Raw genomic sequence first — 24760 nt, 5'->3', positions numbered from 1 at the left:
CTGCGGTGTCTGCGCTGTCTGCGCGCTATGCCGTCAGCGCGTGCCCGGGCGCGACCGCGAGCCACCACGCGGGCCGAGCTTGCGGGTCAGGGTGTTGCGGCCGAGCCCCAGCCGCGCGGCGGCCTCGCTGCGCCGCCCGCCGGTGTGTTCGAGTGCGGCATCGAGCAGCACCTGGTCGAGGCGCTCGCGCGCCCGCGCATGCAGGTCGGGCTCGCCGGCGGCCAGGCGCTCGCGCGCCCACGCGGCCAGCGCGTCGTCCCAGGCCGCAGCGCCGCCGCCTCCCGCAACGCGTCCCGGCGACAGCGCGGCGCGCACGTCGCCGGCACCGATCACCTCGCCGGGCGCGAGCGCGGCCAGCCGCCAGCACAGGTTCTCCAGCTCGCGCACGTTGCCCGGCCAGTGGTGCGTGCGCAGGCGTTCGCGGGCGCCGGCGTCGAGTCGCTTGACTGGAGCATCGAAGCGTTTCGCCGCGGCCGCGAGGAAAGCGTCTGCGAGCGTCGGCACGTCGTCGCGGCGCTCGCGCAGCGGCGGCAGGTGCAGGCGCACCACGTCGAGCCGGTGCAGCAGGTCGGCGCGGAAACGCCCCCCCGCGACCAGCGCATCCAGGTCCTGGTGGGTGGCGGCGACGACGCGCACGTCGACGCGGATCAGCTCGCGCCCGCCGACGCGGAAGAACTCGGCTTCGGCCAGCACCCGCAGCAGGCGCGTCTGCAGCGGCAGCGGCATGTCGCCGATCTCGTCGAGGAACAGGGTGCCGCCATCGGCCTGTTCGAAGCGGCCGACATGGCGCTTGTGGGCACCGGTGAACGCGCCGGCCTCATGGCCGAACAGCTCGCTTTCCAGCAGTTCCGACGGCACCGCGGCGGTGTTCATGGCGATGAAGGGCCGCCGCGCGCGCGGTGATTCACGGTGCAGCGCGCGCGCGACCAGTTCCTTGCCGGTGCCGGTCTCGCCGGTGATCAGCACGTTGAGCGGCGCCTGCGCGAGGCGGCCGATTGCGCGGAACAGCTCGCGCATTGCCGGGGTGTCGCCGATCAGCGCGTCTGCGCCGCTGTCGACGACGGGTGTGGCCGCTGCCGGCACCGCGGACGGGCGCAGCGTGCGCGCGGCCAGCGCCACCGCATCGTCGAGATCGAACGGCTTGGACAGGAATTCGTGGGCGCCGCCGCGGAATGCCCCGGCGGTGCTGGCGACATCGGTATAGGCCGACATCACGATCACCGGCAGCTGCGGCTGCGCGGCCTTCAGCCGCTCGAGCAGCACCAGGCCATCCTCGCCGGGCATGCGCACGTCGGTGAACAGCAACTGCGGCGGCGGCCGTTGCCCCAGCGCCTCGAGCGCGGCGGCCGATGACTCGAAACCCGACACCTCGTAGCCGGCCTCGGCCAGCGCCGCCGCCAGCACGAAGCGCACGCTGCGGTCGTCGTCGACCACCCACACCTGCGCACCGGTTTCAACCATCGCCGGGCTCCTGCGCGTCGTCGTGCAGCGTGTCCAGTGGCAGCAGCAGGGTGAACACCGTATGCCCGGCGCGCGAGCGGTAGGCGAGCGAACCGCGATGCTCGCGCGCCACCTGCTGCGCGACCGCCAGGCCGAGCCCGGTGCCGTCGGCGCGGCCGGATACCAAGGGCAGGAATACCTGCCCGGCAAGTTCTTCCGGCACGCCGCGGCCGTCGTCGACGATCTCCAGCCTCAGCGCGCGGGCGTGCGGCGCATCGGCAATGCGCACGGCATGTTCGATGCGCGTGCGCAGGGTGACGGTGTCGGCGCCGGCCTGGATCGCATTGCGCACCAGGTTCCAGACGGCCTGGGTCAGGCGTGCAGGGTCGCCCTCGAGTTCGGGCAGGCTGGGGTCGTAATCGCGCACCAGGCGCACGCCCCAGCCGGCATCGGCCTCGGCCAGCCGCAGCACCCGCTCGAGCACGGCGTGGATGTTGAGCGGCGCGTGCGGCTGCGGCGGCACCGGCGCCAGCAGGTCGTCCACCAGCCGCGTGAGGCGATCGACTTCGGCCTGCACCAGCGCCACCAGTTCGCGGCTGTCGTCGTCCTGCACGCGCCGCGCCAGCAGCTGGCCGGCCCCCTTGATCCCCGCCAGCGGGTTGCGCAGTTCGTGGGCGAGCCCGCGCAGCGATGCCGACAGCGCACCGGGCAGCGCATGCAGCGGATCCTCGCCGGGAAATTCATCGACCGGATGCGCCTCCAGCAGCCAGCCGCCATCGGCGTGGCGGCTCAGCCAGCCATCGGCAAAACGCACCGCGGCCCCCGGATATGCCAGCGCGAGCCGCCGCAGGCGCAACGGCGCACCGTCGCCTCCACCGCGCGCCAGCGCTTCCGCGAGGCGCGACGGCTGCTCGGTGTCGAGCCCCACCAGCGGGCCGCCCACCACGCGCCGCGCCCCCACCCCCAGCCAACGTGCGAACGCCTGGTTGCAGCCGGCCACCCAGCCGTCCGCGCCGGTCCAGGCCAGCGGCGTGGTCAGGGCGTCGAACTCGGGCACGGGCGGCGATGCGGCGGCGGACATTGCACCATCGTAGTGCAGCCGTCGGGCTGTGCGATCAGTGATCTTGCCGCGGCCTGGCGGGAGCCAGCGTCGGAGCCAGTACGGCACGGCCGTGGCCGCGATGGGTGCCGGCGAGCGGCGGCGTTGGCGAAAAAAGCACCATCGATGGCGGTCGGCGACGCTGCCGCCGGCATCCGGAGCGCCGGCCCTGGCGAATATTTCGCCATGCGTCGCGCTCGAAGCGGCGTGGATGACGCTTTTTTCGCCACGCATGGCACTGCGCGACGTTCGCGGAGCGTCCCTCACCGCCATCGATGGTGCTTTTTTCGCCATCAACGGCGCCTGGAGCGCGGCGCATGGCGCTCGCAACGCCGGCGCTGGCGGTTCGAGTGCGGCCGCTGGCGCTTTTTTCGCCATGAATGGCTTCCGCGGTGTCGCATGTCGCGCTCACCGCCCCAGCACCGACGCTCAACCGTAGCGCTGGCATCCAGGAGGATGCGCCTCCGGAATTACGGGGGATGGCGGGTTGTTCGTGTCCGATCGTGCGTGAGCTGCTCCGTTGTGGTCCGCGCCGCCCGTCGCGCGCACCGGGCGGTGTGCTCCCCCGGCCGAAGTCCGCGTCCAGCTACCACGGCCGGCCGCCGGCCATCCATGGCCGGCTGTCCGCACACCCCCCAGTGCACGCGACGGGCTCCGGCATTCGCAGGCCCGGCACGGATTAGGAGCGGTTCCCGGCCTGACCGCCTGTAATCACCACATGCTCGCTCTTTGTTGCTTCTGACCTTCGTCCCGTCGCGACGATGGGTCGGGGCACGCTGCGGACGCAGGGGGATGTCCAGAGCCGGCCATGGATGGCCGGCGGCCGGATGTGGGAGCAGGACGCGGAGATATCCGGCTGGGCATCCCCCTGTGGCCGCAGCGGGCTGCGCGGAATTCCCGGCTTCGGCTCCGGCCGAGGCCCATATCGAGCATGTCCCGAACGGGCAGCGCCGGAGCCAGCATCTACACCCGCGCCGCTACCGCGCGGGCACGGGCGCGTACCGCGTCAGCGCATGCAGGATGCGCAGGTCCTCGGCGTCGAGGGTGTCGGCGCTGTCGCCACGGAAGCGCATGCGGTAGCTGCGGATCGTCGCGACCGGGTTGTCGAGCGGGTAACCGAGCAGCCGCAGTGCGGTGATGGGGTCGAAGCCTACCGGTGCGGGCGGTGCGTCGGCATCCGGCCACACGCCGAAGCCGGCTTCGGCGAGGCGCTGCCAGGGAAACAGCGGACCCGGATCGACCTTGCGCCCGGGAGCGAGGTCGGAATGGCCGATCACATGGGTGCGCGGGATACGCAGGCGCGTGGTGAGGTCTTCCAGCAGGGCGATAAGCGTCTCGACCTGGGCATCGGCGAACGGGCTGCGGCCGTCGTTGTCGAGCTCGATGCCGATCGATGCCGAGTTGACGTCGCTGATGGTGCCCCAGTTGCCGGCACCGGCATGCCAGGCACGGCGTTCGTCGGCGACCAGCTGGTACAGCGTGCCGTCGCCACCGACGAGATAGTGCGCACTGACCGGGCCATGCGCGTTGGCGGTGCGCAGCGTGTGCAGGCTCTGCGCGGCGGAGTCCTGCTCGGTGTAGTGCACGACGATCAGCGTCGGCCGGCGTGCGTCGTGGTTGGGCGACTCCACCCACTGCGCCATCGGATTGCGCGGCGGCGCGTGGGTGCAGGCGGCGAGGACGAAGATGCAGGCAAGCAGCAGAAACGTGCGGATCATGGTGCGACGCAGTCCGGGAAGCGGAGGCACCGGTATAGCGCAGGTGGTTGGCGCGGGCCAGGCGCGGCACCCTCATCCGCCCTTCGGGCACCTTCTCCCGCATGCGGGAGAAGGGTTCTGATCCGTCCCGACCGGAACATCTCGACGGCGGGGCTTCGCATCACCTTCTCCCGCGTGCGGGAGAAGGTGCATGCAACGTAGATCAGATCGTGTAGTACATCTGGTACTCGAGCGGATGGGTGGCCGAGCGGAACGCGGTGACCTCCTTCATCTTCAGCTCGATGTAGGCATCGATGAAGTCGTCGGTGAACACGCCGCCGGCGGTGAGGAAGCCGCGGTCGGCGTCGAGCGCTTCCAGGGCCTGGTCGAGCGAGTGCGCGACCTTGGGGATGTTCTTTTCCTCTTCCGGCGGCAGGTCGTAGAGGTCCTTGTCGCTGGGGCCGCCCGGATCGATCTGGTTCTTGATGCCGTCGAGCCCAGCCATCAAGAGCGCGGCGAAGGTGAGGTAGCCGGACTGGATCGGATCGGGGAAGCGGAACTCGATGCGGCGCGCCTTCGGATTCGCCACGTACGGGATGCGGCAGCTGGCCGAGCGGTTGCGTGCCGAGTAGGCGAGCATCACCGGCGCCTCGAAGCCCGGCACCAGGCGCTTGTAGCTGTTGGTGCCGGCGTTGGTGAACGCGTTCAACGCGCGCGCGTGCTTGAACACGCCGCCGATGTACCACAGTGCCATCTGACTCAGGCCGCCGTAGCCGTCGCCGGAGAACAGGTTGTTGCCGCCCTTGGCCAGCGACTGGTGCACGTGCATGCCGCTGCCGTTGTCGCCGACGATCGGCTTCGGCATGAAGGTCGCGGTCTTGCCGTTGCGGAAGGCGACGTTCTTGATCACGTACTTCATCGCCAGCAGCTCGTCGGCCTTCTTCACCAGCGAGTTGAAGCGGGTGCCGATCTCGCACTGGCCGGCGTTGGCCACTTCATGGTGGTGCACCTCGACCTCGATGCCGATCTGGCCGAGCGTCTTGCACATCTCCGCGCGCAGGTCGTGCAGCGAGTCCAGCGGCGCGACCGGGAAGTAGCCGCCCTTCACCCCGGGGCGGTAGCCGTGGTTGCCGCCGGGATAGTCGCGCCCCGTGTTCCACGCCGCTTCCTCGGAATCGATATGGAAGAAGGTGTGGCCCATCTCGTTGGCGTAGCGCACCGAGTCGAAGATGAAGAACTCGGGCTCGGGACCGAAGAACGCCTGTTCGGCGATGCCCGACGACTTCAGGAATGCTTCCGCGCGGCGCGCGATGCCGCGGGGGTCGCGGGTGTAGGACTGCATGGTGGCCGGGTCGAGCACGTCGCAGACCAGGATGATGGTCGGGTCGGCGGTGAACGGGTCGATATAGGCGCTGGACGGATCCGGCAGCAGCACCATGTCGGACTCGGCGATGCCCTTCCAGCCCGGCATCGAGGAACCGTCGAACATCACGCCGTCCTCGAACAGGCCCGGCTCGAGGATCGAGGCCGGATAGGTGACGTGGTGCTGCACGCCGCGCATGTCGGTGAAACGCAGGTCGATGAACTCGACCTTGTGATCCTTGACCAGCTTTTCGACCTGTTCGAACGACATCATGCGGTACCTGTGGTGGATGGGATGCCACAGTCATAGCAGGTGCCGTGCCAACGCCAAGTCATTGATCTGCTTGAAGGCCGTGCGCGCGCAGGCGTCTCGTTGCATGTTGATGGTGCAGTCGATCCCGTCCGACGCACCATGACGGTGCAGGTGGACGGGGCGGGAATACCACGCGCTCCCGTATCCTTTCGCACGTCCCCGCTGCCGGCCCCGTACGTGTCCGATCCGTTTTCCGCCCTGCTGCTGGGCATCATCGAAGGCCTGACCGAATTCCTGCCGGTTTCCAGCACCGGGCACCTGCTCATCGCCCAGCACTGGCTGGGCGCGCGCTCGGACTTCTTCAACATCGTCATCCAGGCCGGCGCGATCCTCGCCATCACGCTGGTGTTCCGGCAACGGCTGTGGGGGCTGGCGACGAACCTGGGCGATCGCGACAACCGCGACTACGTGTTCAAGCTGGCGGCGGCGTTCCTCGTGACCGCACTGGTCGGGCTGCCGGTGCGGCTTGCCGGCTGGGAACTGCCGGAAACGGTGGCGCCGGTGGCCTGGGCACTCGTGCTGGGCGGCATCTGGATGCTGGTGGCGGAATACTTCGCCGAACGCCGCGGCGGTGACGGCGCGTACGTCACCTGGACGGTGGCGATCGCGGTGGGGCTGGCGCAGGTGGTGGCCGGCGTGTTCCCCGGCACCTCGCGTTCGGCGACGACGATCTTCGTGGCGATGCTGCTGGGCCTGAGCAGGCGCCCGGCGGCGGCCGAATTCGCCTTCCTGGTCGGCATCCCCACCATGTTCGCCGCCAGCGGCTATGCCTTCCTGGAACTCTGGCTCGACGAGGGCCTGGGCGGCGAAGCCTGGGGCGACGTCGCGCTCGCGTTCGCCGCGGCCACCGCCACCGGCTTCGTGGTGGTGCGCTGGCTGATGGACTACATCAAGCGGCACCGCTTCACCGGCTTCGCGATCTACCGCATCGTGCTCGGCATCGCGCTGCTGGTGTGGATGCCGGCGGGGAGCTGAGGCGGCGCGGATCGCGTGGCTGCAGGTACCGACCCGTGCGTGTCGGATGGGACACCCCCGCCGTCATCCCCGCGCAGGCGGGGATCCAGGGACTTTGCTTTGAAAGCCGGAGACCCGTAGCGCGCGCGGCTTCCACCGCGCGCTGCGGTCAGGACGACGTCCATGGATCCCCGCCTGCGCGGGGATGACGAACCGGGTGCACGGCCAGGGTCGCGACGGCCCACCTGCGCGGGGATGACGAGCCGGGTGCACGGCCAGGTCGCGACGGCCCACCTGCGCGGGGATGACGAGCCGGGTGCACGAAATGGGGCGCGCCGCCCACGTTGGCGCGGGCCCCGCCGTCGCCGTCGCCGGGATCACGAACGCAGGACACCCGCAGTGCGTCACGCCCCCCGGCCCTGCTTAGAGATGGCGAGGCGAGGGAGGCGCTGCGCCCCTATGCCCCCGCGTTGCGGTTGAGCGAATAGGTGCCGTGGATCGAGGCCTCGGCGAGCACGTGGCCGTGCATGGCGGCGAAGGCGTCGGCGGCGGTGAAGTCGTCGCCGACCTCGAGGCGGTCGACGTCGAGCGCGAACACGCGGAAGAAATAGCGGTGCAGGCGGAGGTCGTTGGGCGGCGGATACGGGCCGTCGTAGCCGCGGTACGTGCCGCCCATGTCGGCGTCGCCGGCGAACCAGCCGGTGTAGTCGTTGCGGCCCTGGCGGGCACCGGCCGGCCCCTGCAGCTCGCGCTTGCCGCCCTTGCTGAGGCCCTCGCTGCAGCTGCCGGCCTGGATCGAGGTGATCGACGCCGGGATGTCCACCATCACCCAGTGCACGAAGTCCGCGCGGGGCTGGTCGGACGGAATCTCGACACCGTCCTGGCCGGCCATCTCCGGCACGGTGGGCGCGTCGGCGTCGATGCACACCAGCACGAACGAGCGCGTGCCGGCGGGGGCGTCGCCCCAGGCCAGGTGTGGATTGCGGTTGCCACCGAAGCCCTGCGGCGCGCCCAGCGCGAACTCCGAGGGGATCGCCTGGCCGCGTTCGAAACTGTCGCTGCGGATGTGCATGGAAGGCTCCGGAATCAGGTTTCGGAATAGCCCAACCGTACCGCGACCGGGGTGAGCGCCGCGAACGGCGCGGCCAGCACGCCCGTGTAGCGGCGCCAGTGCCCGCCCGGGAAGCGGAACTGGTCCTGGAACAGGGTGCGCGGCGGTGCCGGCAGTTCCACCTCCAGCGCCTGCCCCAGTGCCTGCCCCAGCAACGCGGCATCGTTGATGCCTTCGTCGGTGCGCAGCAGCCGCAGCGGTTGCGGCTCCTGTTCGGCCAGCACCACCAGGTGCTCGAGGCCCTGCGCCAGCCACGCCGCGCCTGCATCCGGCGTGCCCATGCGGAACGGCACCGGCGAGCCGAAGGCCAGCCAGTTGAGCAGCATGTCGCGCGGGTCGCGCACGATCATCAGCAGTTCGGCGTGCGGCAGGTGCGCGCGGGTGACGGCGAGGTAGGCGTTGTCCCACCACAGCAGCCAGTCGATCAGCGCGCCCTGCGCGATGCCGCGCGCCGGCAGCTGCGCGCGCCATTCGGCATGCACGTCGGCGGGCGTGGTTTCGCCGCGCTCCAGCCGCCCCACGGTGTGCACGTTCTGCAGCGCGTCGCGCGGCGGACTGGTGCCCAGGCGGTCGGCACGGAACGCCGACACCACGCCGGTGAGCAGCCGGCCGACCTGCTCGTGGCCGGCACCGGGCAGGCCGGCCATGAACACCAGCCGCGCCGCGTCCGGATCGGGCTGCGCGGCCGGCGCATGCGCGGCGTCCGCCTGCGACCACGTCGGCAGCGGCATCAGGCGCTCGGCCCAGCTGGCGTGGGTATCGATCCACACCTTCGCGGCCTCGGCCACGTTGCCGGCCTGGTCATGGGCCAGCGCCAGCCAGCCTTCGACCTGGCTGCGGCGCGCGGCATCGTCGCCGGCGGCGGCATGGAGTTCCTGCAGATGCGCGACCGCGGCCTGCGGGTCGCGTTCGGTCAGCAGGTCCAGCAGCAGCGTCTGCGCACGCGCATCGCCGGGCAGGCGGCGCGTGAGCTCGCGCGCGGCGGCTTCCGCTGCGGGCTGGTCGCCGGCGGCCTGGGCCACGCTCACGCGTGCCTGCACCGCGGGTACCGAATCCGGCATCGCCGCGTTCCAGCGCTCGACCACCGCCAGGGCGGCGGCGGGATCGCTGCCGTCCACGCCGAGCCGCGCATCCCACAGCGCCGGGTTGCGCGGGCTGGTGGCGAGCGCGGCCTCGAGGGTGGCGCGGGCGTCGTCGCGATCGTCCTGCAGCTCCCAGGCGCGCATCAGCAGGTCGAGCGCGGTGCGGTCGTCGGGCGTGCGTGCCAGCACCTGCTTGAGCCGCGCCACCGCCTGCGGCAGCTGGCCGAGCTGGAGGTCGAGCGCGCCGGCAAAGCGCAGGTGCTCGGTCGACGCCGGGCCGGCGGCCAGCACCTGCTCGATATGGGTGGCCGCCTCGGCCGGGCGGCCCTGGCGCAGCACCACGTCGGCCAGCAGGCGACGCGCCGGGGTGTTGCCCGGCACCAGCTGCACCAGGCGCAGGAGGGTCTGCTCGGCGAAGGCGAGGTGGTCCTTGGCGATGTAGGCGAAGGCGAGCGCGTTGAGCAGCTGCGGGTCGTCGGCGTGGCGCTCGACGGCACTGGACAGGATCGACAGCGCGCGGTCGCGGTCGCCGCGGCGCAGCGCGATCATGCCGCGCACCGCGGACAGGCCCGGATCGCCCTCGCCGAGCCGCGCGGCCATCTTCTCCAGCCGCTCGGCCTCGTCGAGGTCGCCGCGGCCGATCGCGAGTTCGGCCTGCACGATGTAGGCCTGGTAGCGGTTGGGGTCGAGTTCGAGCGTGCGCGTCAGCGCGGTGGTCGCGGCGTCGATGTCGCGCCGGGCCAGCAGGATGGCGGCGCGCTGGAACTGCAGCGCGGCTTCGTCGGGCTGCAGCGCGATCGCGTGGTCGAGGCTGGCGAGCGCGCCGTCGGCGTCGCCACCCATCCGCTGCGCCTGCGCCATCAGCTCCCAGGCCCGGCCATCGTCGGGGCGGGTGGTGGTGAGGTCGCGCGCGGCGGCCAGGGCCTCGCCGGGCGCGCCGCGGCGCAGGGCATCGAGAATGCTGTCGTACATGGGGCGCGGATCCGCAGACTTCGGCCACACGGCCGGGCCGGCCATTGTAGCGGCCGTGGCCAAGGCGCCCGCGGGGCGTCAGTGGCTGGCGACCCGGGGATCGGCGAGCAGGCGCTCGACCGCCCAGCGCTCGGCATAGCCGTCGAGCCGCGCGTTCTCGATGAACCCGCAGTGCCCGCCCCAGCGCGCGATCTCCACCTGCAGGCAGGGGTTGTCGGGCAGCGCGCGGAAACCGTCGGCGGGGATCACCGGATCGTCCTCGCTGGTCAGCACATGCGCGGAGACCGCAAGGCCCGCGAGGCGCTCGCCGGCGATCGAATAGCCGGCGAAGTATTCGTCGAGCGAGCCGAACGTGGTGTGCCGCAGCACCAGCCACTCGGTGAGGTCGCGCATGCCCATGCGCAGCACGCGGTCGTCCATGGTCCTGAGCTGGGGGAACAGCGCGCGCTTGCGCAGCAGCGATTCGCGCCACTTGCGCTCGAAATGGCGCAGGTACAGCGGCATGCCGCGTTCCATCTGCTGCAGGGTCAGCGCGGGATCGAGCACCGGGCACACCGCGGCCACCGCCGCCAGCGGCAGTCCGGCCGCGGGTGCGCGCTGTGCCACCCGCAATGCGAAGTTGCCGCCCAGCGAGAACCCCGCCGCCACCAGTGGCCGGCTCGGGAAGCGCGCACACAGGTCGCGTGCGGCGTGCACCACCTCGTCGATGCGATTGGAGTGGAACAGTTCCTCGTTGAGGTGGTGGGTGGGACCGTGGTCGCGGAAATTGAGCCGGAACACGTCGAAGCCACGGCGCAGGAAATGCGCGGCGGTCAGGCGCATGTAGCCGGATTCGGCACTGCCTTCCCAGCCATGCAGCAGCAGCGCCAGCCCGCGCGGGGCGCGGCCGCCGATGCTGCTGTGCAGGCCGAGCAGGCGCACGCCGTCGCCGCCGTCGAGCAGGTGCGCGGTGGTCACCGCCCCGGTGGCGGCAAGCGCGCGTGCGCCGCGCAGGCGTCGCCACCCGCTGCTGCCCAGCACCGACTGCAGATGCGCGTTGCGCAACCAGGACGGCGGGGCATAGGCGACGACGGGGTCGGTCCGCCTAGCCTGCATCGGTGGCGACCTCGCCGGCGTCGCGACGCTCGCGCCGGCGCGATGCCTGGCCGAGCGCGGCCATGATGCGTTCGCGCGACACCTCGGCGATGCGCCGGCGGCCATCGGCATCGCCGGGCAGGATCGGCTCGAGGAAGGCGACTTCGGCCTCGCGCGGCGGCTCCCCCAGCAGGCGAAAGAAGTTGGCGACGAAGCTCTCACGGCCACGGAACGCGACCACGCGCTGGGCCTCGCCCTGCGCGCCATACCGCAGCGCGACCGGTTGCACCGGCACCCCGGTTTCCACCGCGGCAAGGAAGATCCGTGCATGGAACGGCCCGAGCTCGCCACCCTCGCGGGTGCGCCCCTCCGGGAACACGCCCACCGCGCGACCCTCGCGCAGGCGTGCCTGCATCTCCACCAGCACGCCGCCCAGCGACTCCTGGCTGCCGCGCTGGTGGAAGATCGTTTCACCGTGCCCGGCAAGCCAGCCGACCACCGGCCAGCCGGCGATTTCCTTCTTCGCCACGAAGCCCATCATGTGCTGGCTGTGCAGGGCGACGATGTCGATCCAGCTCACGTGGTTGGCCACGAACAGCACCGCGCCCGGCAACGGCGTGCCGCTGCGACGCAGGCGGAAGCCGAACAGCCGCATCAGGCCGGCCTGCCACGCGCGGATGATGCGGTGGCCGAGGGATTCGCCGCTGCGCAGGCGCAGGCGGCCCAGCGGCGACACCACCACGACCATCACCACCGTCAGGTGCACGAGGAGATGCCACACCAGCAGCGGCGTGCGCAGCAGGTAGCGCAGCGCGCGGGCGAACGTGCCGGAGGGCGGGATGGGTGCGGTGGTGGTCATTGTGCGAAAGGCGGCGCGGGCGCGCGAACGACGTCGATTATGCGTCAGCCGGCGACGGGCCCTGCCGGCTCAGCCTGCAGGCGGCTGGTGCGGCGGAGGCAGCGGGATGACCGCCAGCGTCAGTCGCGACACGCACACCAGGCGCGCGTGCGCATCCTCGATGCGGATCTCCCACACCTGGGTCTGGCGGCCGGCATGCAGCGCTCGCGCGGTCGCGGTCACGATGCCGCTGCGCACCGCGCGCAGGTGGTTGGCGTTGATCTCGATGCCGACGCAGCCCTTGCCTTCGTCGACGGCGAGCATCCCGGCACTGCTGCCGACGGTTTCGGCCAGCAACGCCGACGCGCCGCCATGCAGCAGGCCGTAGGGCTGGTGGGTGCGCGCATCGACCGGCATGGTCGCGCGCAGGTAGTCGGGGCCGATCTCGGTGAAAACGATGCCCAGGGTTTCCATCGCGGTCCCGCGTGACATCGCATTGAGCGCGTCGAGGTCGGGGCTACCGCGGAACAACGGACGGGCAGTGGTGCTGGTGGCGGAGTCGTTCATCCGCGGCACGATAGCCGAGGCGCCGTCGGGACGGCCAGCGCGCGGGTTACCGGGCTGGCCGTCGGTGCGACCGGATCATGCAGGCGTTCCTTGCAGGTGCGGCGTGGTGCATCGATCACGCGATGCGGAAGCGCGATGTCATCGGGGTGTACGCATAGCGGCGATGGTTGAGGTAGGTGCTGCGCGCGTAGTTGCCGAACTCGTGGCTGCGCGTGCTGCGTTCGCTGCGGGGACGCTCGTCGGCCGGACGTGGCGCGGGGACGGACTGGGGGGCGGTATGTTTCATCGATGACACTCCTGTTGGGTGGGTGGATGCTCAGCCGAGGCGGAAGCGCAGCGCGGGGCTCGGGTCGACGTAACGGACCGGGCGGCCGTAACCGCTGCTGCTGCCGTAGCCGATGCCGAATTCGCGATAGCGATGCGCTGACGCGCTGGGGGCCTGGCGGGCGGCGTAAAACGCCTGGGTCGAGGGCTCGCGACGGGAGGCGGTGGTGAGGATCTGGACGTTCATGGGGGACTCCGTTGTGGGCAAGTAGTGCTGCGGTGTGCTGGTAGACTACAACACCTAGCCGCAAAACCATGTGCCGGAAGTCACGCCGTCTGCGGATCCGATCCAAGCTGTTGATTTGAAAGCGATTATAGGGACAGGCAACTGAACCCGTGCCGACGAACGGTCGGTTTTCCACGGATCAGGCGGTTTTCTGAACAGGACCCACGAGCCTATTCATCTTCGTGGGCCTCACGGCGACGCTGCCGCGATGCCGGCGCTAGAGGATCGGCGCGAGCCCCGCCCCGAATGCGGTCACGATCCGCGTCAGCAGTGGTTTCAGCCCGATGCTGACCTCGGGGAAATCACCGACCGGGCGATGGCAGGCGCGGAAATCCGGGTGGTCGGGCGGCGGTGGCAGCGGGCACGCGGGCCCGGGCACGAACTCGTAACTGGTGGCGTAGCGCATCGGCCACAGGTCGAACAGCGGCAGCCGTTCCGACGCCTTGCCCAGCGAGTAGTCCAGCCCCGGGAACACCGGCGCCTTGTCGCGCGGGCCGATCGCCCACGAGTTCTGCGGCAGCATGTCGTTGCGGATGCTGGCCGCCAGCGCACGCGCGAATGCGGGATCGTCGATCACCACCGCGCTTTCGGTATTGAGGTTGTCGCCACGCGGATCGAAGTTGTGGGTGCCGACCACGCCGACGCGTTCGTCGATGACCAGCGACTTCGAATGCAGGCCGAAGCGCAGGCCGGCGCGACGCAGTGGCACGGGACGGTTGACGCCGACGCCGGCATAGCGCAGCGCGGAATACTCGCGATCGAGCGGCAGGCGCTGCTGCTGGGTGCGCTGGCCCGGCGGCGGGCGGCTGTCGCCCGAGCGCGTCGCCACACGTGGCGGACCGCTGCGGCGGGCGTCGTCGCGATGCTCGGCGTCGATCCCTGCCAGTGCGCGCGTCCCGGCGTCGGCCTCGCCCGCCATCGCCAGGTCCCAGCCGGGATCGAGCCCACGGGTGGCGTCGAGGTCGATCGGCGCGTTCTGCGGGAACGGCTTGTACTCGTAGATGTTGAAGCCGAACTCGCGCAGGTAGCGGCGCTTGTACTTGTACGACAGCGCGTAGGTGATGAAGGAGTCGGTGGCCGCCAGGCTGTTGGTCGACACCACCACGCGCGGGCCGTCCTCGCGTGCGTGCAGTGCGCGGAACATGTCCTGCGCCGGCCGCGACAGCACCAGGTAGGGCGTCTGCAGCAGCACTTCCGCGTCGGCCGATTCGATCAGCGCGCGCAGCCGCCCGGTCGAGGGCGCCAGCGCACGCTGGCCCGGACGGTGCTTGGCCGGCGTGTCGGCGATGAACTCGACCTCGCCCACCGCGAGCACCGCATCCGCCAGCCGGTGTCCGAGCAGCAACGGGTCGTCGGCCTGGCGCGATACCGCCGCCACGCGGTCCGGTGCCTCGAACGGCTCGTGCGGCATCTCCGGTGCGCCGGTGCGCAGCAGGCGGCGCCCGACGTCGGCCAGCTGCGCGGCGGGGATGCTCAGTGGCGCGACCCAGAACGCATTGAAGTTGGCCTGCATCTCGCGGGTGACCGGGCCGCCGATGAGGATGTCGCGGTCGCGGAAGTTGTAGCTCGAGTCCCAGTCGAAATACTTGTCCTGGTAGTTGCGGCCGCCGGTCAGCCCGACGATGCCGTCGACCAGCAGCATCTTGTTGTGCATGCGGCGGTTGAGCTGGCGCCAGCAGCAGGCGGCCGCGGCGACGTACATCGGGTAGCTGATGCGTGCGCGGCCCAGCACCGGGTTGTAGACCTTGAGTTCGAAGTTGGCGTGGGTCGATACCAGCGCCGCCAGCGTGTCGACATTGCGCAACGCGGAGAGCTGGTCGACGAGCATGCGCACGCGCACGCCGCGCCGCGCCGCGGCCAGCAGCTCGTCGAGGATCAGATGACCGGAATCGTCCTCGTCGAAGATGTAGGTCTGCAGGTCGATCGATTCGCGCGCGCTGCGGATCATGTCCAGCCGCGCCAGCAGCGCGTCCTGGCCGTAGTCGAGCATCAGCGCGTAGTGCCGCGGCGCATCCGGCGTGCTGGCGGCATAGGCGCGGCTGGCGAGCGCACGCAACGGCGACTCGCGCGCGCAGCGCCCGACCGGGTCATCGCATTCCAGCGCGGTGTCGCGCGCGGCCTCGGCGATGCGTTGCGCTTCCGCACGCTGCACGGCACCCAGCCCGGCGCAGCCGCCCGCGGCCAGCGCCAGCAGCGCGGCCAATGCCGCTCGCATCACGACGTTCACGGCGCGGCCGCCTCCTCGCCACGCAGCGACAGGCGGAACTGCACGCGCTCGCCGAGTGCGAAGCTCCAGCGGTCCATCGCGTAGTCGCCACGGTTCACGACGCCTGCGGCCACCACCGCGCAGTCGAGCAGCGGCCGGTCGCAGGGCGCGGGTTCGACCCGGAAGGTCTCGCGCCGCTCCACCCCGCGCAGCTGCAGCACGCCCACCAGCGCGCCGCCGGTGCGCACGAGGTCGGGACCGAAGGGGTCGGACACGAAGGTCACCTCCGGATGCCGGTCGGCATCGAAGAACGCCTCGTCGCGGGTCAACTGGGTGTAGCGCGGATAGCCGACGATCTCGACATCGCGCGCCGACAGCCGCAACCGGACCTGGCGCAGGCCCGCGCCGACCGGGCGGACATCGCCGGCCAGCACCGGGATGCGACCTTCCAGGCGCTGGCCCCAGCGCGTGCGCAGCACGAAGCCGACGTCCGATGTGCGTGGATCGACCCGGGTGACCTCCGCGGCAGCCGACGGCCGCGGCAGGCAGGCGAGTAACAGCAACAGCCAGGCACAGCACCAGCGTTCCGCGATGGTGCGCGTCACGGCCACCAGAACGCGGACAGCCGCGCCGCGCCCGGCTCGACCGGGACTCCCTCGTCGAACTCCAGCACCGCCACGGCGGCCGGCGGCATGCCCCGGTAGTCGCCGGACTGGCCGCTGTGCAGCAGTGCCACCAGCCGTTCGAGCCCGGGGTTGTGGCCGACCAGCAGCACGCGCTCGGTGTCGCGGTAGCGATCGAGCAGCGTTGCCAGCGCGCCCGGCGTGGCCTCGTAGATCGACGGTTCCAGGCGCTGGTCGACATAGCCCAGGACCGCGAGCGCGGCCTCCAGCGTCTCGCGCGTGCGCCGCGCCGGCGAGCACAGCACCTGGTCGGGGATCAGCCGTTGTTCGAGCAGCCAGCGTGCCGCGGCTTCGGCCTCGGCGAGGCCATCGGCGGACAGCGGCCGGTCGAGATCGGGCTGGTCGGGCAGCGCCGATTCGGCGTGGGCGTGGCGGAGCAGGATCAGTTCGCGCATCGGGGACTCGGCATCGCGCCAACACGGCGCACGGGAAACGGGGTCATGGCTTGCGGCGGACCCACTTCAGCAGCGGCTGCCAGTCGGCCTGGTGCTCGCGCACCTGCTGCGAGTTGTAGTCGAACAGGCTGCGGCCGAGCGCGACCATCACCACATAGGCCTGGCTGTCGCGCAACTGGGCCACCACCGGGTACGGCCACTGCGCGAGCAGGTCCATCGCCTGCTGCGAGGCGTTGGTCCACGGCCGCAGGCGGTTGCCGACCAGGCCGACGCGCAGTTCGCGCGCGCGCACCCGCGGATGCTCGGCGATGCCGTTGAGGAAGGCCACGGTCGCATCGATGTCGAGCGCCGATGGCAGCACCGGCACCACCAGCGCCGACGCATGTTCGAGCCAGGCATCGAGGTCCTCGCGCATCGCACCGGCACCGGCGTCGATCACCACGGTCTCGGCATCGCCGGGAATCGAATTCCAGGCCTGCTTGCGGCGCCGGCTGCCGTCGACGGGCAGCACCGCGCTTTCAAGCCCGGCGCGGCGTTCGGCCCAGCGCATCGACGACCCCTGCGGATCCGCATCCACCAGCACCGTGCGCTGGCCGTCGAGGGCGGAACGTGCCGCGAGGTGGGTGGCGATGGTGGTCTTGCCCACCCCGCCCTTGGAACTCGCCACCAGGATCGTCTTCATCGCGCCCTCCGCCGAGTGGAAGCCGGAGCGTACACCGCGCCGATGGCGCCCGCCGAACTGATATCTTCACGCGGCTTCGGGGGAGCACGCATGAGCGAACTGCAGGACCTGGTGGCGCTGATCCGCGCCGACACGCCGTTGATCGTCGTCGAAACCCAGGACGAGCCGGGCGCGGTGGCGCTGTTCCGGCAGACGCTGCGGCATGTCTGGCGGGCGATGTACCGCTGGTCGATCACCGAGGGGCTGCGCCGCATCGATCTCGACCGCGAGGACGCGGCCGAGGGTTCGGCCGATGTCGGCACGCTGCTGCGCGCGATCCGCAGCGCCGAGCAGCGCGGTGTCTACCTGCTGCTCGACATGCACCCCTACCTGGACGTGGCCGGCACCCGCCGCCAGCTGCGCGACCTGCTGCAGCGGCGCGATTGCCTGCCGCATGTGGTCGTGCTGGTCGGCCACCGGGTGGAATTGCCCGACGAACTCGAGGCGATCGCCGTGCGCCACGTGCCGCGGCTGCCCGACCAGGCCGCCCTGCTGCGGGTGGTGCGCGAAGTCGCGAACGCGTATGCCACTGAGCACGGCAGGCGGCGGGTGGAGATGGATGAGCGGATCGTCCAGCGCATCGTGCGCAACCTGCAGGGCCTGAGCCTGCCCGACGCCCAGCGCATCGCGCGGCATCTGGTGTTCGACGACGGCGTGCTGTGCGAGGACGACCTGCCGAAGCTGCAGAAGCTGCGCTTCGAGCTGCTCAACCGCAGTGGGCATCTGCATTTCGAATACGACACCGCGCGCTTCGACGAGGTGGCCGGTGCGCGCCGGCTCAAGCGCTGGATCGAGCAGCGCCGGCGCGTGTTCGTCGACGGCGACGCGCCGCCCGGCCTCGATCCGCCCAAGGGCGTGCTGCTGCTGGGCGTGCAGGGTTGCGGCAAGTCGATGCTGGCCAAGGCGATCGCCGGCGGCTTCGGCGTGCCGCTGGTGCGGCTGGATTTCGGCACCCTCTACAACAAGTACCACGGCGAGACCGAGGCCAACCTGCGATCGGCACTCGCCTCCACCGAACAGCTGGCGCCGTGCGTGCTGTGGATCGACGAGATCGAGAAGGGCCTAGCGGCATCGGCCAGCGGCGAGGACGGTGGCGTGTCGCGGCGGGTGCTCGGCTACCTGCTGACGTGGATGGCCGAGCGCAGGTCCAGGGTGTTCCTGGTCGCCACCGCCAACCAGGTGCAGGAGCTGCCGGCGGAGCTGCTGCGCAAGGGCCGCTTCGACGAGATCTTCTTCGTCGACCTGCCGGTGGCCGAGGTGCGCCGCGAGGTGTTCGTGCTGCATCTCGCCTCGCGCGGGTTCGATCCGGGCAGCTTCGATCTCGACGCGCTGGCGGCGGCGTCCGACGGGTTTTCAGGGGCGGAGATCGAGCAGGCGGTCGTGTCCGCGCTGTACGCCGCGCATGCGGCCGACGCACCGCTGACCGACTTCGGCCTGCGCGCCGAACTCAGGCAGACGCGGCCGCTGTCGGTGGTGATGCGCGAGCAGGTGGATGGATTGCGCGAATGGGCGGCGACGCGGACGGTGCCGGCGGATTGACGGTGTCCGCTGGCCGGCTTTTCGAGCGAAGCGCACACGGTTGAGCGCATCCGCCGCAGCTACGCGATCAATTCCGGCCCGGGCTCCGGTCCGCGCTCACCCGCCCTCCCGGCGCGAACACGAACCGGTAGTCCAGCCGCAGCGGCACCGGCTGGATGGCGACACGTTCGGTGCGACAGGCGTCGTCTGGCTCGACATCACCCGGGAACGTGCACACAGCCGCGCCGAACCAGGTCCACTGCGACAGAGCGTGTGCCACCGCCTCGCGCAGCCGTGCGTGTTGTGCGGCATCGATGCCTGCGGAGCCCACGCAAGCGGGCCCTGCCTCCGCCGTGCTGACATCGACGGTGTTGCCGTCGGCGTCGACCACAAAGCTCGCGCAGACCACGGCCTGTGTCCGCAACCGGAGGTCTTCAGGAAACACCGGCATCGGATCCGACACCGGCACCGCCATCAGGAAGCGCTGCCGGTCGTCGAGCACATGGCGCACGGCACCCGGCGGCAGGACCATCTCGCGATCGACGCGGCCGACCTGGGTGGCACAGCCCGTCGCCAACAACAGGAACAGGCCTGCCGCGACGCGTACGCCCGTCATCGATACGGCGGCGGTTGCCAGCCCGCCGGCGGATCCAGCGGGATGCCCGCACGGCGCAGCTGCGCCTCGTTGAGTGCGGCCTCGCTGTCGAGTGCGGGATCGGCGAGCAGCGCCGCGTGTTCGGCAAGGCCCTGGTCAGGTTGGCTGCTGCTCAGGCGGCCGAGTTCGTACATCTGCCAATCAAGGCGGCGGCGCGCCGCGTCGGCCCGTTGGCGGTCGCCGGCATTCGTGGCGACTTCGCCCGCCAGGCCGGTGCCGACCATCTGCAGCAGGCGGGTATCGCCGCCCTGCAGCACGCGTGCAGCGTTGCCACAGGCCTCCGCGGCATCGGCGCCGCGCTGCCCGGCGGCGCGACAGGCCTCGACCAGTGTCGCGAAGTCCGGTGTGGCGAAGGTGGCGAGGTAGGCCCAGCCGTGCATCACCGCGAAACCGTCGATGCCGACCCCGTCGGGGACGAGCTGCGCGAGCGTGTCCGGAACGGGCGGGGAGCGCCGCACGGCATCCACGATCCAGCGCAGCTGCTCGATCGTGTGTCCCTGCGCATGGCTGGTCCGTGCCGCGGCGGCGAGCAGCGCCTCCGGCTCCAGTCCGGCGAACAGCACCGGCACTAGGTTGCCGGGCGCCAGCTGCCGCCAACGCGTGACCGCCTGCGCGGACGACGGATCATCGGCGCCGGCGAGCATCGCCAGTACCACGGTGTCGGTGCCGGCACGCTGCAATGCGAGCTCGCGCCACGCCTGTGCCTGCGGATGACTTATCGCGGCCGTCGCCGCGGTGCCGTCCAGACCCTGCTGCCAGTCCCTGAGCCACGCGGCGTGGGCCAGCCCGCGCGCGCTCCCTTCGGCCGCCAGCGTCTCCGCGAGGCGTCCGATGTAGTCGCGCTGCGCCGCGGCAGCGGCCCGGTCCACCGCCGTCGCCTCCGTGTCCGCGACGCGCTGCGCATGCGCCAGCGGCGCCGCCAGCGTGAGCAACACCGCTGCCAGCAGTGACATGGCACGCCGGCGGGGGTTCGGGGTCACAGGGGTTGTGCGATCCATCTGCATGTCATGCGTTCCTTGATGTGTGTCCCGTGGCGGGGCATCTGCGCCGCGGCGGCGTCTCAATACCCCGCCGCCTGGCCGTCCTTGCGCGATTCGCTGGCGCCGGTCCAGCCGCCGTGCGGGTTCTTCATGATCGCCTGGTAGCCGCCGTAGGGGCCGTCGGCGAACTGCACGCGGTGGCCGCGGCGCATCAGCCCGCGCACGGTTTCGTAGGGGAACCCGGATTCCAGTTCGATGCGCCCGCCGTCGGTCATCGCCACGTTCTGGCCGGCGGGCTCGGTGGAACCGTCATGGTGGATGCGCGGCGCGTCGCCGGCTTCCTGCAGGTTCATGCCGAAGTCGACCATGTTGATGATGATCTGCGCATGCCCCTGCGGCTGCATCGCGCCACCCATCACCCCGAACGACAGCCACGGCTCGCCGTCCTTCGTCGCGAACGCGGGGATGATGGTGTGGAACGGCCGCTTGCCCGGCGCGTAGCTGTTGGGATGCCCGTCCTTGAGCACGAACTGCTCGCCGCGGTCCTGCAGGATGAAGCCCAGCCCCGGCGGCGCCATGCCGCTGCCCATGCCGCGGTAGTTGGACTGGATCAGCGAGACCATCATCCCGCTGGCATCGGCGGTGGTCATGTAGATGGTGTCCCCCTCGTCGAGCTGCGTCGGCGTGCCCGGCTGCACCTCGCGCAACGCGGTGTCCATCGAGATCAGCCGGCCGCGCTCGCGCGCATAGTCCTTGGAGATCAGCCGCGCCACCGGTGCCGGATGGAACTCGGGGTCCGCATACCAGCGCGCGCGGTCGGCGAACGCCAGCTTCTTCGCCTCGACGAACAGGTGCACGTGCTCGGGGCTGCCGAAGCCGTAGGCCTTGAGGTCATGGGGCTCGAGCAGGTTGAGGATCTGCAGCGCGGCGATGCCCTGCCCGCTTGGCGGCAGTTCCCACACGTCGACGCCGCGGTAGTTGGTGGACACCGGCTCGACCCAGTTGCCGGTGTGCGCGGCGAGGTCGTCGTAGCCCAGGAATCCATCGTTGGCGGCGAAGTAGTCGCCGATGGTGCGGGCGATGTCGCCCTTGTAGAACGCGTCGCGGCCGCCGTCGGCGATCTTCTGCAGGGTGTCGGCGAGGTGGGGATTCTTCCAGGTCTCGCCGTTGCGCGGGGCGCGGCCGTCGATGGTGAACTGCGCGCTGAAGCCCGGCCACTTCGACAGCCGCGGCACCGAGCGGTCCCAGTAGTACGCGACCACCTCGTGCACCGGGTGGCCGTTGCGTGCGTAGCGGATGGTCGGCGCGAGGTTGTCGGCCATCGGCAGCCGGCCGAAGCGTTCGTGCAGGGCGAACCAGCCATCCACGGTGCCGGGCACCGTCACCGGCAGCGGGCCGTGCGAGGGGATCTCGGTGAGCCCGCGGCGGCGGAACTCCTCCATGGTCAGCGTGCGCGGCGAGCGCCCGGAGCCGTCGTAGCCGTGCAGCTTGCGGGTGGCCGGATCCCAGACGATCGCGAACAGGTCGCCACCGATGCCGTTGCCGGTCGGCTCCATCAGGCCGAGCGCGGCGTTGGCGGCGATCGCCGCATCCACCGCCGAGCCACCGGCCTTCATGATGTCGAGCGCGATCTGGGTCGCCAGCGGGTGCGAGGTGGCGGCCATCGCATGCGGCGCATGCACCTCGCTGCGGGTGGCGAACGGCTGCCCGGTGATGCGGTCGGCAGCGGCAAGCGTGAGCGGCAGGCAGCACAGCAGTGCGGCGAACGCGGGCAGGCGGTGGGCAGGCATGGGCGTCACGGGCAACGGCGGGAACCCCGATGGTACGGCGTCGGTGGCCGGCGCCGAAGCGCGGGCGCCTAGGGTCAGCCCCGGATTGCCACGCGGTGCCGGGCTGGGGATAACGGGCGCAGGACTCTGCGTACAGGACAGACCGATGGTCATGACCATCTCCGACAGTGGTGCCATCCATCGCCCCCTGCTGCGGCAGGAGCCGCCAGCGCCGCCCGCGCAGCCGCCGCAGTGCCTGGCGCCGCGACAGGGCGGTTACCGTCCGGAGCCGGCGTTCCACCCGCAGATCCAGGCACCCGGTGCGAACACCGCCCAGGCGCCTTCGGCCGCCGGCGGCCAATACGGCATCCCCAACGGCAGCACGCTCGGCGCCACCGCCAGCGGCACCCGCGCGCAGCCGTTCGACGTCACCCTGTCGCAGCTGGCCACCGCGGTCTACGGCACCCGCGGCGATCCGCCGGAAAGCTGGAGCGCGGTGTCGGATGCCGACCTCGCCCAGCGCATCGGCACGCCGGAACGGCCCGCCTCGCCGGAACAGGTGCAGGCCTGGCGCCTGCAGTACCTCGGCGCCAACGACAGCGTGCCCGGCAACGACCAGGAATTCCGCGCCGAGGTCTACAGCGACGGCGAGGGCAACTACGTGCTGTCCTACCGCGGCACCGCCGAGGGCGCAGACGACTGGGACAACAACTTCCGCCAGGGCCTGGGCTACGAGACCCGTGATGGCGACAAGTTCAGCGTCACCGCGGTCAACACCGCCAGGGAGTTCGCGCAGGTGTTCGGCGACAACCCGGGTGGCGAATCCACCAACCTGGCGATCACCGGCCACTCGCAGGGTGGTGGCCTCGCCAGTGTCGGCGCACTGGCCAGCGGCGTGCCCGCGGTGACCTTCGATGCCTCGGGCATCCACCCCAATACCTTCGACCGCATCGGCATCGACCCGCAGCGCGCACGCGACGTCGCCGAGGGCGGGCAGATCCGCGCCTACTCGCTGTCGGGCGATGCACTCACGCGCGCGCAGGACAGCTGGGCCACCGGCCTGGTCGCGCCGGATGCGGTGGGCACGCGGATCGTGGTGGCGCCGACCAGCGCCGACGAGCACAACATGTTCAGCAATTACGGGCCGATGGAAGGCTTCTCGCCGGAGCAGAGCCGCCTGATCAACGCCGGCGTCGAGGTTGGGCGGCACACGCCGTTCCTGCCGCTCAACCCGGTCACCGGGCTGGTCACCGGCGCGGCCAACCTGGCGGGCACCCTGGGCTATGCCGGGATCAGCCACAGCCCGAACGCCCTGACTGCGGGGATGATCGAACACCAGCCCTGGCAGGCCGGCTACGAGAATCCCACCTCCCTCGGCCGCGAACTGCAGGACCTGCTGCCGGGCGAGCTGAAGGATGACTACGCCCGCAACACCCATGACTTCGCCACCGACATCGACGGCGTGGTCGCCAACCAGTTCGCCAACGGCCAGTACGTGGCGGGCGGCTTCAGCATCGCCGGTGATTTCGCCGAGGGCTTCTTCAACTCCACCGGTGACACCGTCGACCGCTATGCCGATGCGCTGGCGGCGAAGATCGATGACCGCGTCGACGGCTGGGCCGGCGACCTGCTGTCGGGTGCGGTCAACGTGGGCGGCAGCGCGGTCGAGTTCGTCGCCGACGGCACCGGCCAGGTGGTCGAGGTGCTCGCCGATGGCGCCGGCAAGGTGGCACAGGGCGTGACCGACTTCGTCGGTGGCCTGTTCGGACGTTGAGCGATGACGCTTGCGCCTGGCGGCGATCGGGATTGAAATGGCTTCCATGCGCCTTTTCCTGCGGTCGATCGCCGGCGCCCTGGCCCTTACCTGCGCCCCGGGGTGCGCCCAACCGTCCATGAGCACCGATGCCTTCACCAACCCCGAGGTCGCATCGCTGGCCGACGCGGTGCGCCGTGGCGATGACGCCGAGATCCGCCGCCAGCTGGAGCGGGTCGATGCGAACACGCCGGGCAGCGACGGTTCCACCCTGCTGATCGAGGCCATCCGCCAGGGCCAGGCCGCCAGCGTGCAGGCGCTGCTGGCCGGCGGTGCCGATCCCAACCGCCCGAACGCACGCGGCGACACCGCGGTGCATGCGGCGGCGTTCTCCGGCAATGCCGCGCTGCTGAGGGCGGTGCTCGCCGGCGGCGGCGACCCCAACGTGCGCAATCCGAACACCGGCGCGACGCCCCTGGTGTCGGCACTGCTGTCGCCGGAGGCCCGCCAGTACGAGGTGCTGCTGGACGCAGGCGCGGATGCCGACGTCGCCGACCTCAATGGCGACACCCCCCTGCACGTCGCGGCACGCACCAACGCCGGTGCCGCGATCCTGCGCCTGCTGGCAGCCGGCGCATCACCGCTGGCGACCAACTCCGGCGGCAGGAGCTTCCAGCCGTATTACTTCGGCTACCGCCGCGACCTCCTCAACGACCGCGCGCTCGACGAGCGCCGCCAGGTCGTGGCCTGGCTCAAGGCCAATGGCGTGCCGCTGGAAGCGGCCGTGCAGGACGCGGACTGAGAGAGGGCGCTCCCGCCGAGGCGGGATGTCGATCGGTGCCCTGCGTGGCCCTATTGCAGCGAGTCCGAGGTGCAGCGCGCGCTGCTCCGCCGCAACGGGAAGGCAAAGTCCCTGGATCCCCGCCTTCGCGGGGATGACGGGTATCTCGATGCCAGCCTCCGCCGGGATGACGGCACCGGGATCCCGCCCTTTGCGGGGATGCAGAGACCTGGCCCGGAA

Annotated in this window: 22 protein-coding genes; 4 read left to right on the top strand and 18 right to left on the bottom strand. The window is 71.1% G+C overall.

The features are described from left to right. Positions 1-33: 33 nt before the first annotated feature. The 4 genes from ntrC to glnA all read right to left on the bottom strand — a co-directional run bounded on the left by ntrC (position 34) and on the right by glnA (position 5869). Complete coding sequence (gene ntrC / locus E5843_RS00635; RefSeq protein WP_136411518.1) at positions 34-1461, bottom strand: nitrogen regulation protein NR(I); 1428 nt, start codon at positions 1459-1461, stop codon at positions 34-36. After that, a complete protein-coding gene (locus E5843_RS00630) occupies positions 1454-2521 on the bottom strand; it encodes a two-component system sensor histidine kinase NtrB (protein ID WP_136411517.1) in 1068 nt (355 codons plus the stop codon). Before E5843_RS00630 ends, ntrC begins: the two co-directional genes overlap by 8 nt. Before the next feature lie 995 nt (positions 2522-3516). After that, positions 3517-4257: an N-acetylmuramoyl-L-alanine amidase gene (locus E5843_RS00625; protein ID WP_141065545.1), complete on the bottom strand. Its 741-nt coding sequence runs from the start codon at positions 4255-4257 to the stop codon at positions 3517-3519. A gap of 202 nt (positions 4258-4459) precedes the next feature. After that, on the bottom strand, positions 4460-5869 hold the full coding sequence (gene glnA, locus E5843_RS00620; protein WP_134675304.1) for a type I glutamate--ammonia ligase: 1410 nt from the start codon (positions 5867-5869) through the stop codon (positions 4460-4462). A 219-nt stretch (positions 5870-6088) separates the two neighbouring features. Between glnA and E5843_RS00615 the strand changes: the two genes are divergently transcribed. Further along, entirely contained in the window at positions 6089-6886 is a 798-nt protein-coding gene (locus tag E5843_RS00615) for an undecaprenyl-diphosphate phosphatase (RefSeq protein WP_136411515.1), read from the top strand. Positions 6887-7322: 436 nt separating this feature from the next. Here E5843_RS00615 and E5843_RS00610 read toward each other — a convergent pair whose 3' ends face one another. From E5843_RS00610 to E5843_RS00560, 11 genes are all read right to left on the bottom strand, one after another. Then, positions 7323-7937: a YbhB/YbcL family Raf kinase inhibitor-like protein gene (locus E5843_RS00610; protein ID WP_134675306.1), complete on the bottom strand. Its 615-nt coding sequence runs from the start codon at positions 7935-7937 to the stop codon at positions 7323-7325. Between the two features lie 14 nt (positions 7938-7951). After that, entirely contained in the window at positions 7952-10030 is a 2079-nt protein-coding gene (locus E5843_RS00605; RefSeq protein ID WP_166815805.1) for a tetratricopeptide repeat protein, read from the bottom strand. Positions 10031-10108: 78 nt separating this feature from the next. Further along, positions 10109-11125: a YheT family hydrolase gene (locus E5843_RS00600; RefSeq protein ID WP_141065543.1), complete on the bottom strand. Its 1017-nt coding sequence runs from the start codon at positions 11123-11125 to the stop codon at positions 10109-10111. Continuing rightward, positions 11115-11963, bottom strand: coding sequence for a lysophospholipid acyltransferase family protein (locus tag E5843_RS00595; RefSeq protein ID WP_136411511.1), 849 nt, complete (start codon positions 11961-11963; stop codon positions 11115-11117). The genes E5843_RS00600 and E5843_RS00595 overlap by 11 nt, the downstream gene beginning before the upstream one ends. A gap of 69 nt (positions 11964-12032) precedes the next feature. Further along, the gene (locus tag E5843_RS00590; protein ID WP_243733183.1) at positions 12033-12434 is read right to left on the bottom strand and encodes a hotdog fold thioesterase; all 402 of its coding nucleotides are present in this window, start codon (positions 12432-12434) and stop codon (positions 12033-12035) included. Positions 12435-12624: 190 nt separating this feature from the next. Beyond that, on the bottom strand, positions 12625-12795 hold the full coding sequence (locus E5843_RS14080; RefSeq protein ID WP_166432828.1) for a hypothetical protein: 171 nt from the start codon (positions 12793-12795) through the stop codon (positions 12625-12627). Positions 12796-12825: 30 nt separating this feature from the next. Continuing rightward, positions 12826-13020 (bottom strand): hypothetical protein, encoded by a 195-nt coding sequence (locus tag E5843_RS00580; protein ID WP_136411510.1) that lies wholly within the window; start codon positions 13018-13020, stop codon positions 12826-12828. A gap of 256 nt (positions 13021-13276) precedes the next feature. Beyond that, positions 13277-15286 carry a phospholipase D family protein gene (locus E5843_RS00575; protein WP_141065542.1) on the bottom strand — a complete coding sequence of 670 codons (2010 nt, stop codon included), beginning with the start codon at positions 15284-15286 and terminating at the stop codon, positions 13277-13279. Then, the gene (locus E5843_RS00570; protein WP_244240804.1) at positions 15283-15870 is read right to left on the bottom strand and encodes a YceI family protein; all 588 of its coding nucleotides are present in this window, start codon (positions 15868-15870) and stop codon (positions 15283-15285) included. The genes E5843_RS00575 and E5843_RS00570 overlap by 4 nt, the downstream gene beginning before the upstream one ends. Beyond that, positions 15867-16343 (bottom strand): SixA phosphatase family protein, encoded by a 477-nt coding sequence (locus tag E5843_RS00565; protein ID WP_134675313.1) that lies wholly within the window; start codon positions 16341-16343, stop codon positions 15867-15869. The genes E5843_RS00570 and E5843_RS00565 overlap by 4 nt, the downstream gene beginning before the upstream one ends. A gap of 43 nt (positions 16344-16386) precedes the next feature. Continuing rightward, the gene (locus E5843_RS00560) at positions 16387-17025 is read right to left on the bottom strand and encodes a ParA family protein (protein WP_141065541.1); all 639 of its coding nucleotides are present in this window, start codon (positions 17023-17025) and stop codon (positions 16387-16389) included. 90 nt (positions 17026-17115) lie between these two features. Between E5843_RS00560 and E5843_RS00555 the strand changes: the two genes are divergently transcribed. Further along, positions 17116-18603: an AAA family ATPase gene (locus E5843_RS00555; RefSeq protein ID WP_136411507.1), complete on the top strand. Its 1488-nt coding sequence runs from the start codon at positions 17116-17118 to the stop codon at positions 18601-18603. Between the two features lie 67 nt (positions 18604-18670). On the opposite strand, the gene E5843_RS00550 is transcribed toward E5843_RS00555, so the two are convergent. The 3 genes from E5843_RS00550 to ggt form a co-directional block, all read right to left on the bottom strand. Beyond that, the gene (locus E5843_RS00550) at positions 18671-19198 is read right to left on the bottom strand and encodes an energy transducer TonB (RefSeq protein WP_136411506.1); all 528 of its coding nucleotides are present in this window, start codon (positions 19196-19198) and stop codon (positions 18671-18673) included. Next, positions 19195-20190, bottom strand: coding sequence for a hypothetical protein (locus E5843_RS00545; protein WP_136411505.1), 996 nt, complete (start codon positions 20188-20190; stop codon positions 19195-19197). The genes E5843_RS00550 and E5843_RS00545 overlap by 4 nt, the downstream gene beginning before the upstream one ends. Positions 20191-20297: 107 nt before the next feature. Then, on the bottom strand, positions 20298-22007 hold the full coding sequence (gene ggt, locus E5843_RS00540; RefSeq protein WP_136411504.1) for a gamma-glutamyltransferase: 1710 nt from the start codon (positions 22005-22007) through the stop codon (positions 20298-20300). Between the two features lie 151 nt (positions 22008-22158). On the opposite strand from ggt, the gene E5843_RS00535 reads away from it, so the two are divergent. Next, positions 22159-23760, top strand: a complete 1602-nt coding sequence (locus tag E5843_RS00535) for a Tle-like phospholipase domain-containing protein (protein ID WP_166815803.1) — start codon at positions 22159-22161, stop codon at positions 23758-23760. Positions 23761-23878: 118 nt separating this feature from the next. Further along, positions 23879-24541, top strand: coding sequence for an ankyrin repeat domain-containing protein (locus E5843_RS00530; protein ID WP_166815800.1), 663 nt, complete (start codon positions 23879-23881; stop codon positions 24539-24541). The last annotated feature ends 219 nt before the right edge of the window (positions 24542-24760 follow it).

Source organism: Luteimonas yindakuii, assembly GCF_004803715.2.
GTDB lineage: Bacteria > Pseudomonadota > Gammaproteobacteria > Xanthomonadales > Xanthomonadaceae > Luteimonas > Luteimonas yindakuii.
Note: the sequence above shows the minus strand (reverse complement) of the source record. Positions and strands in the feature narration are given on the sequence as shown.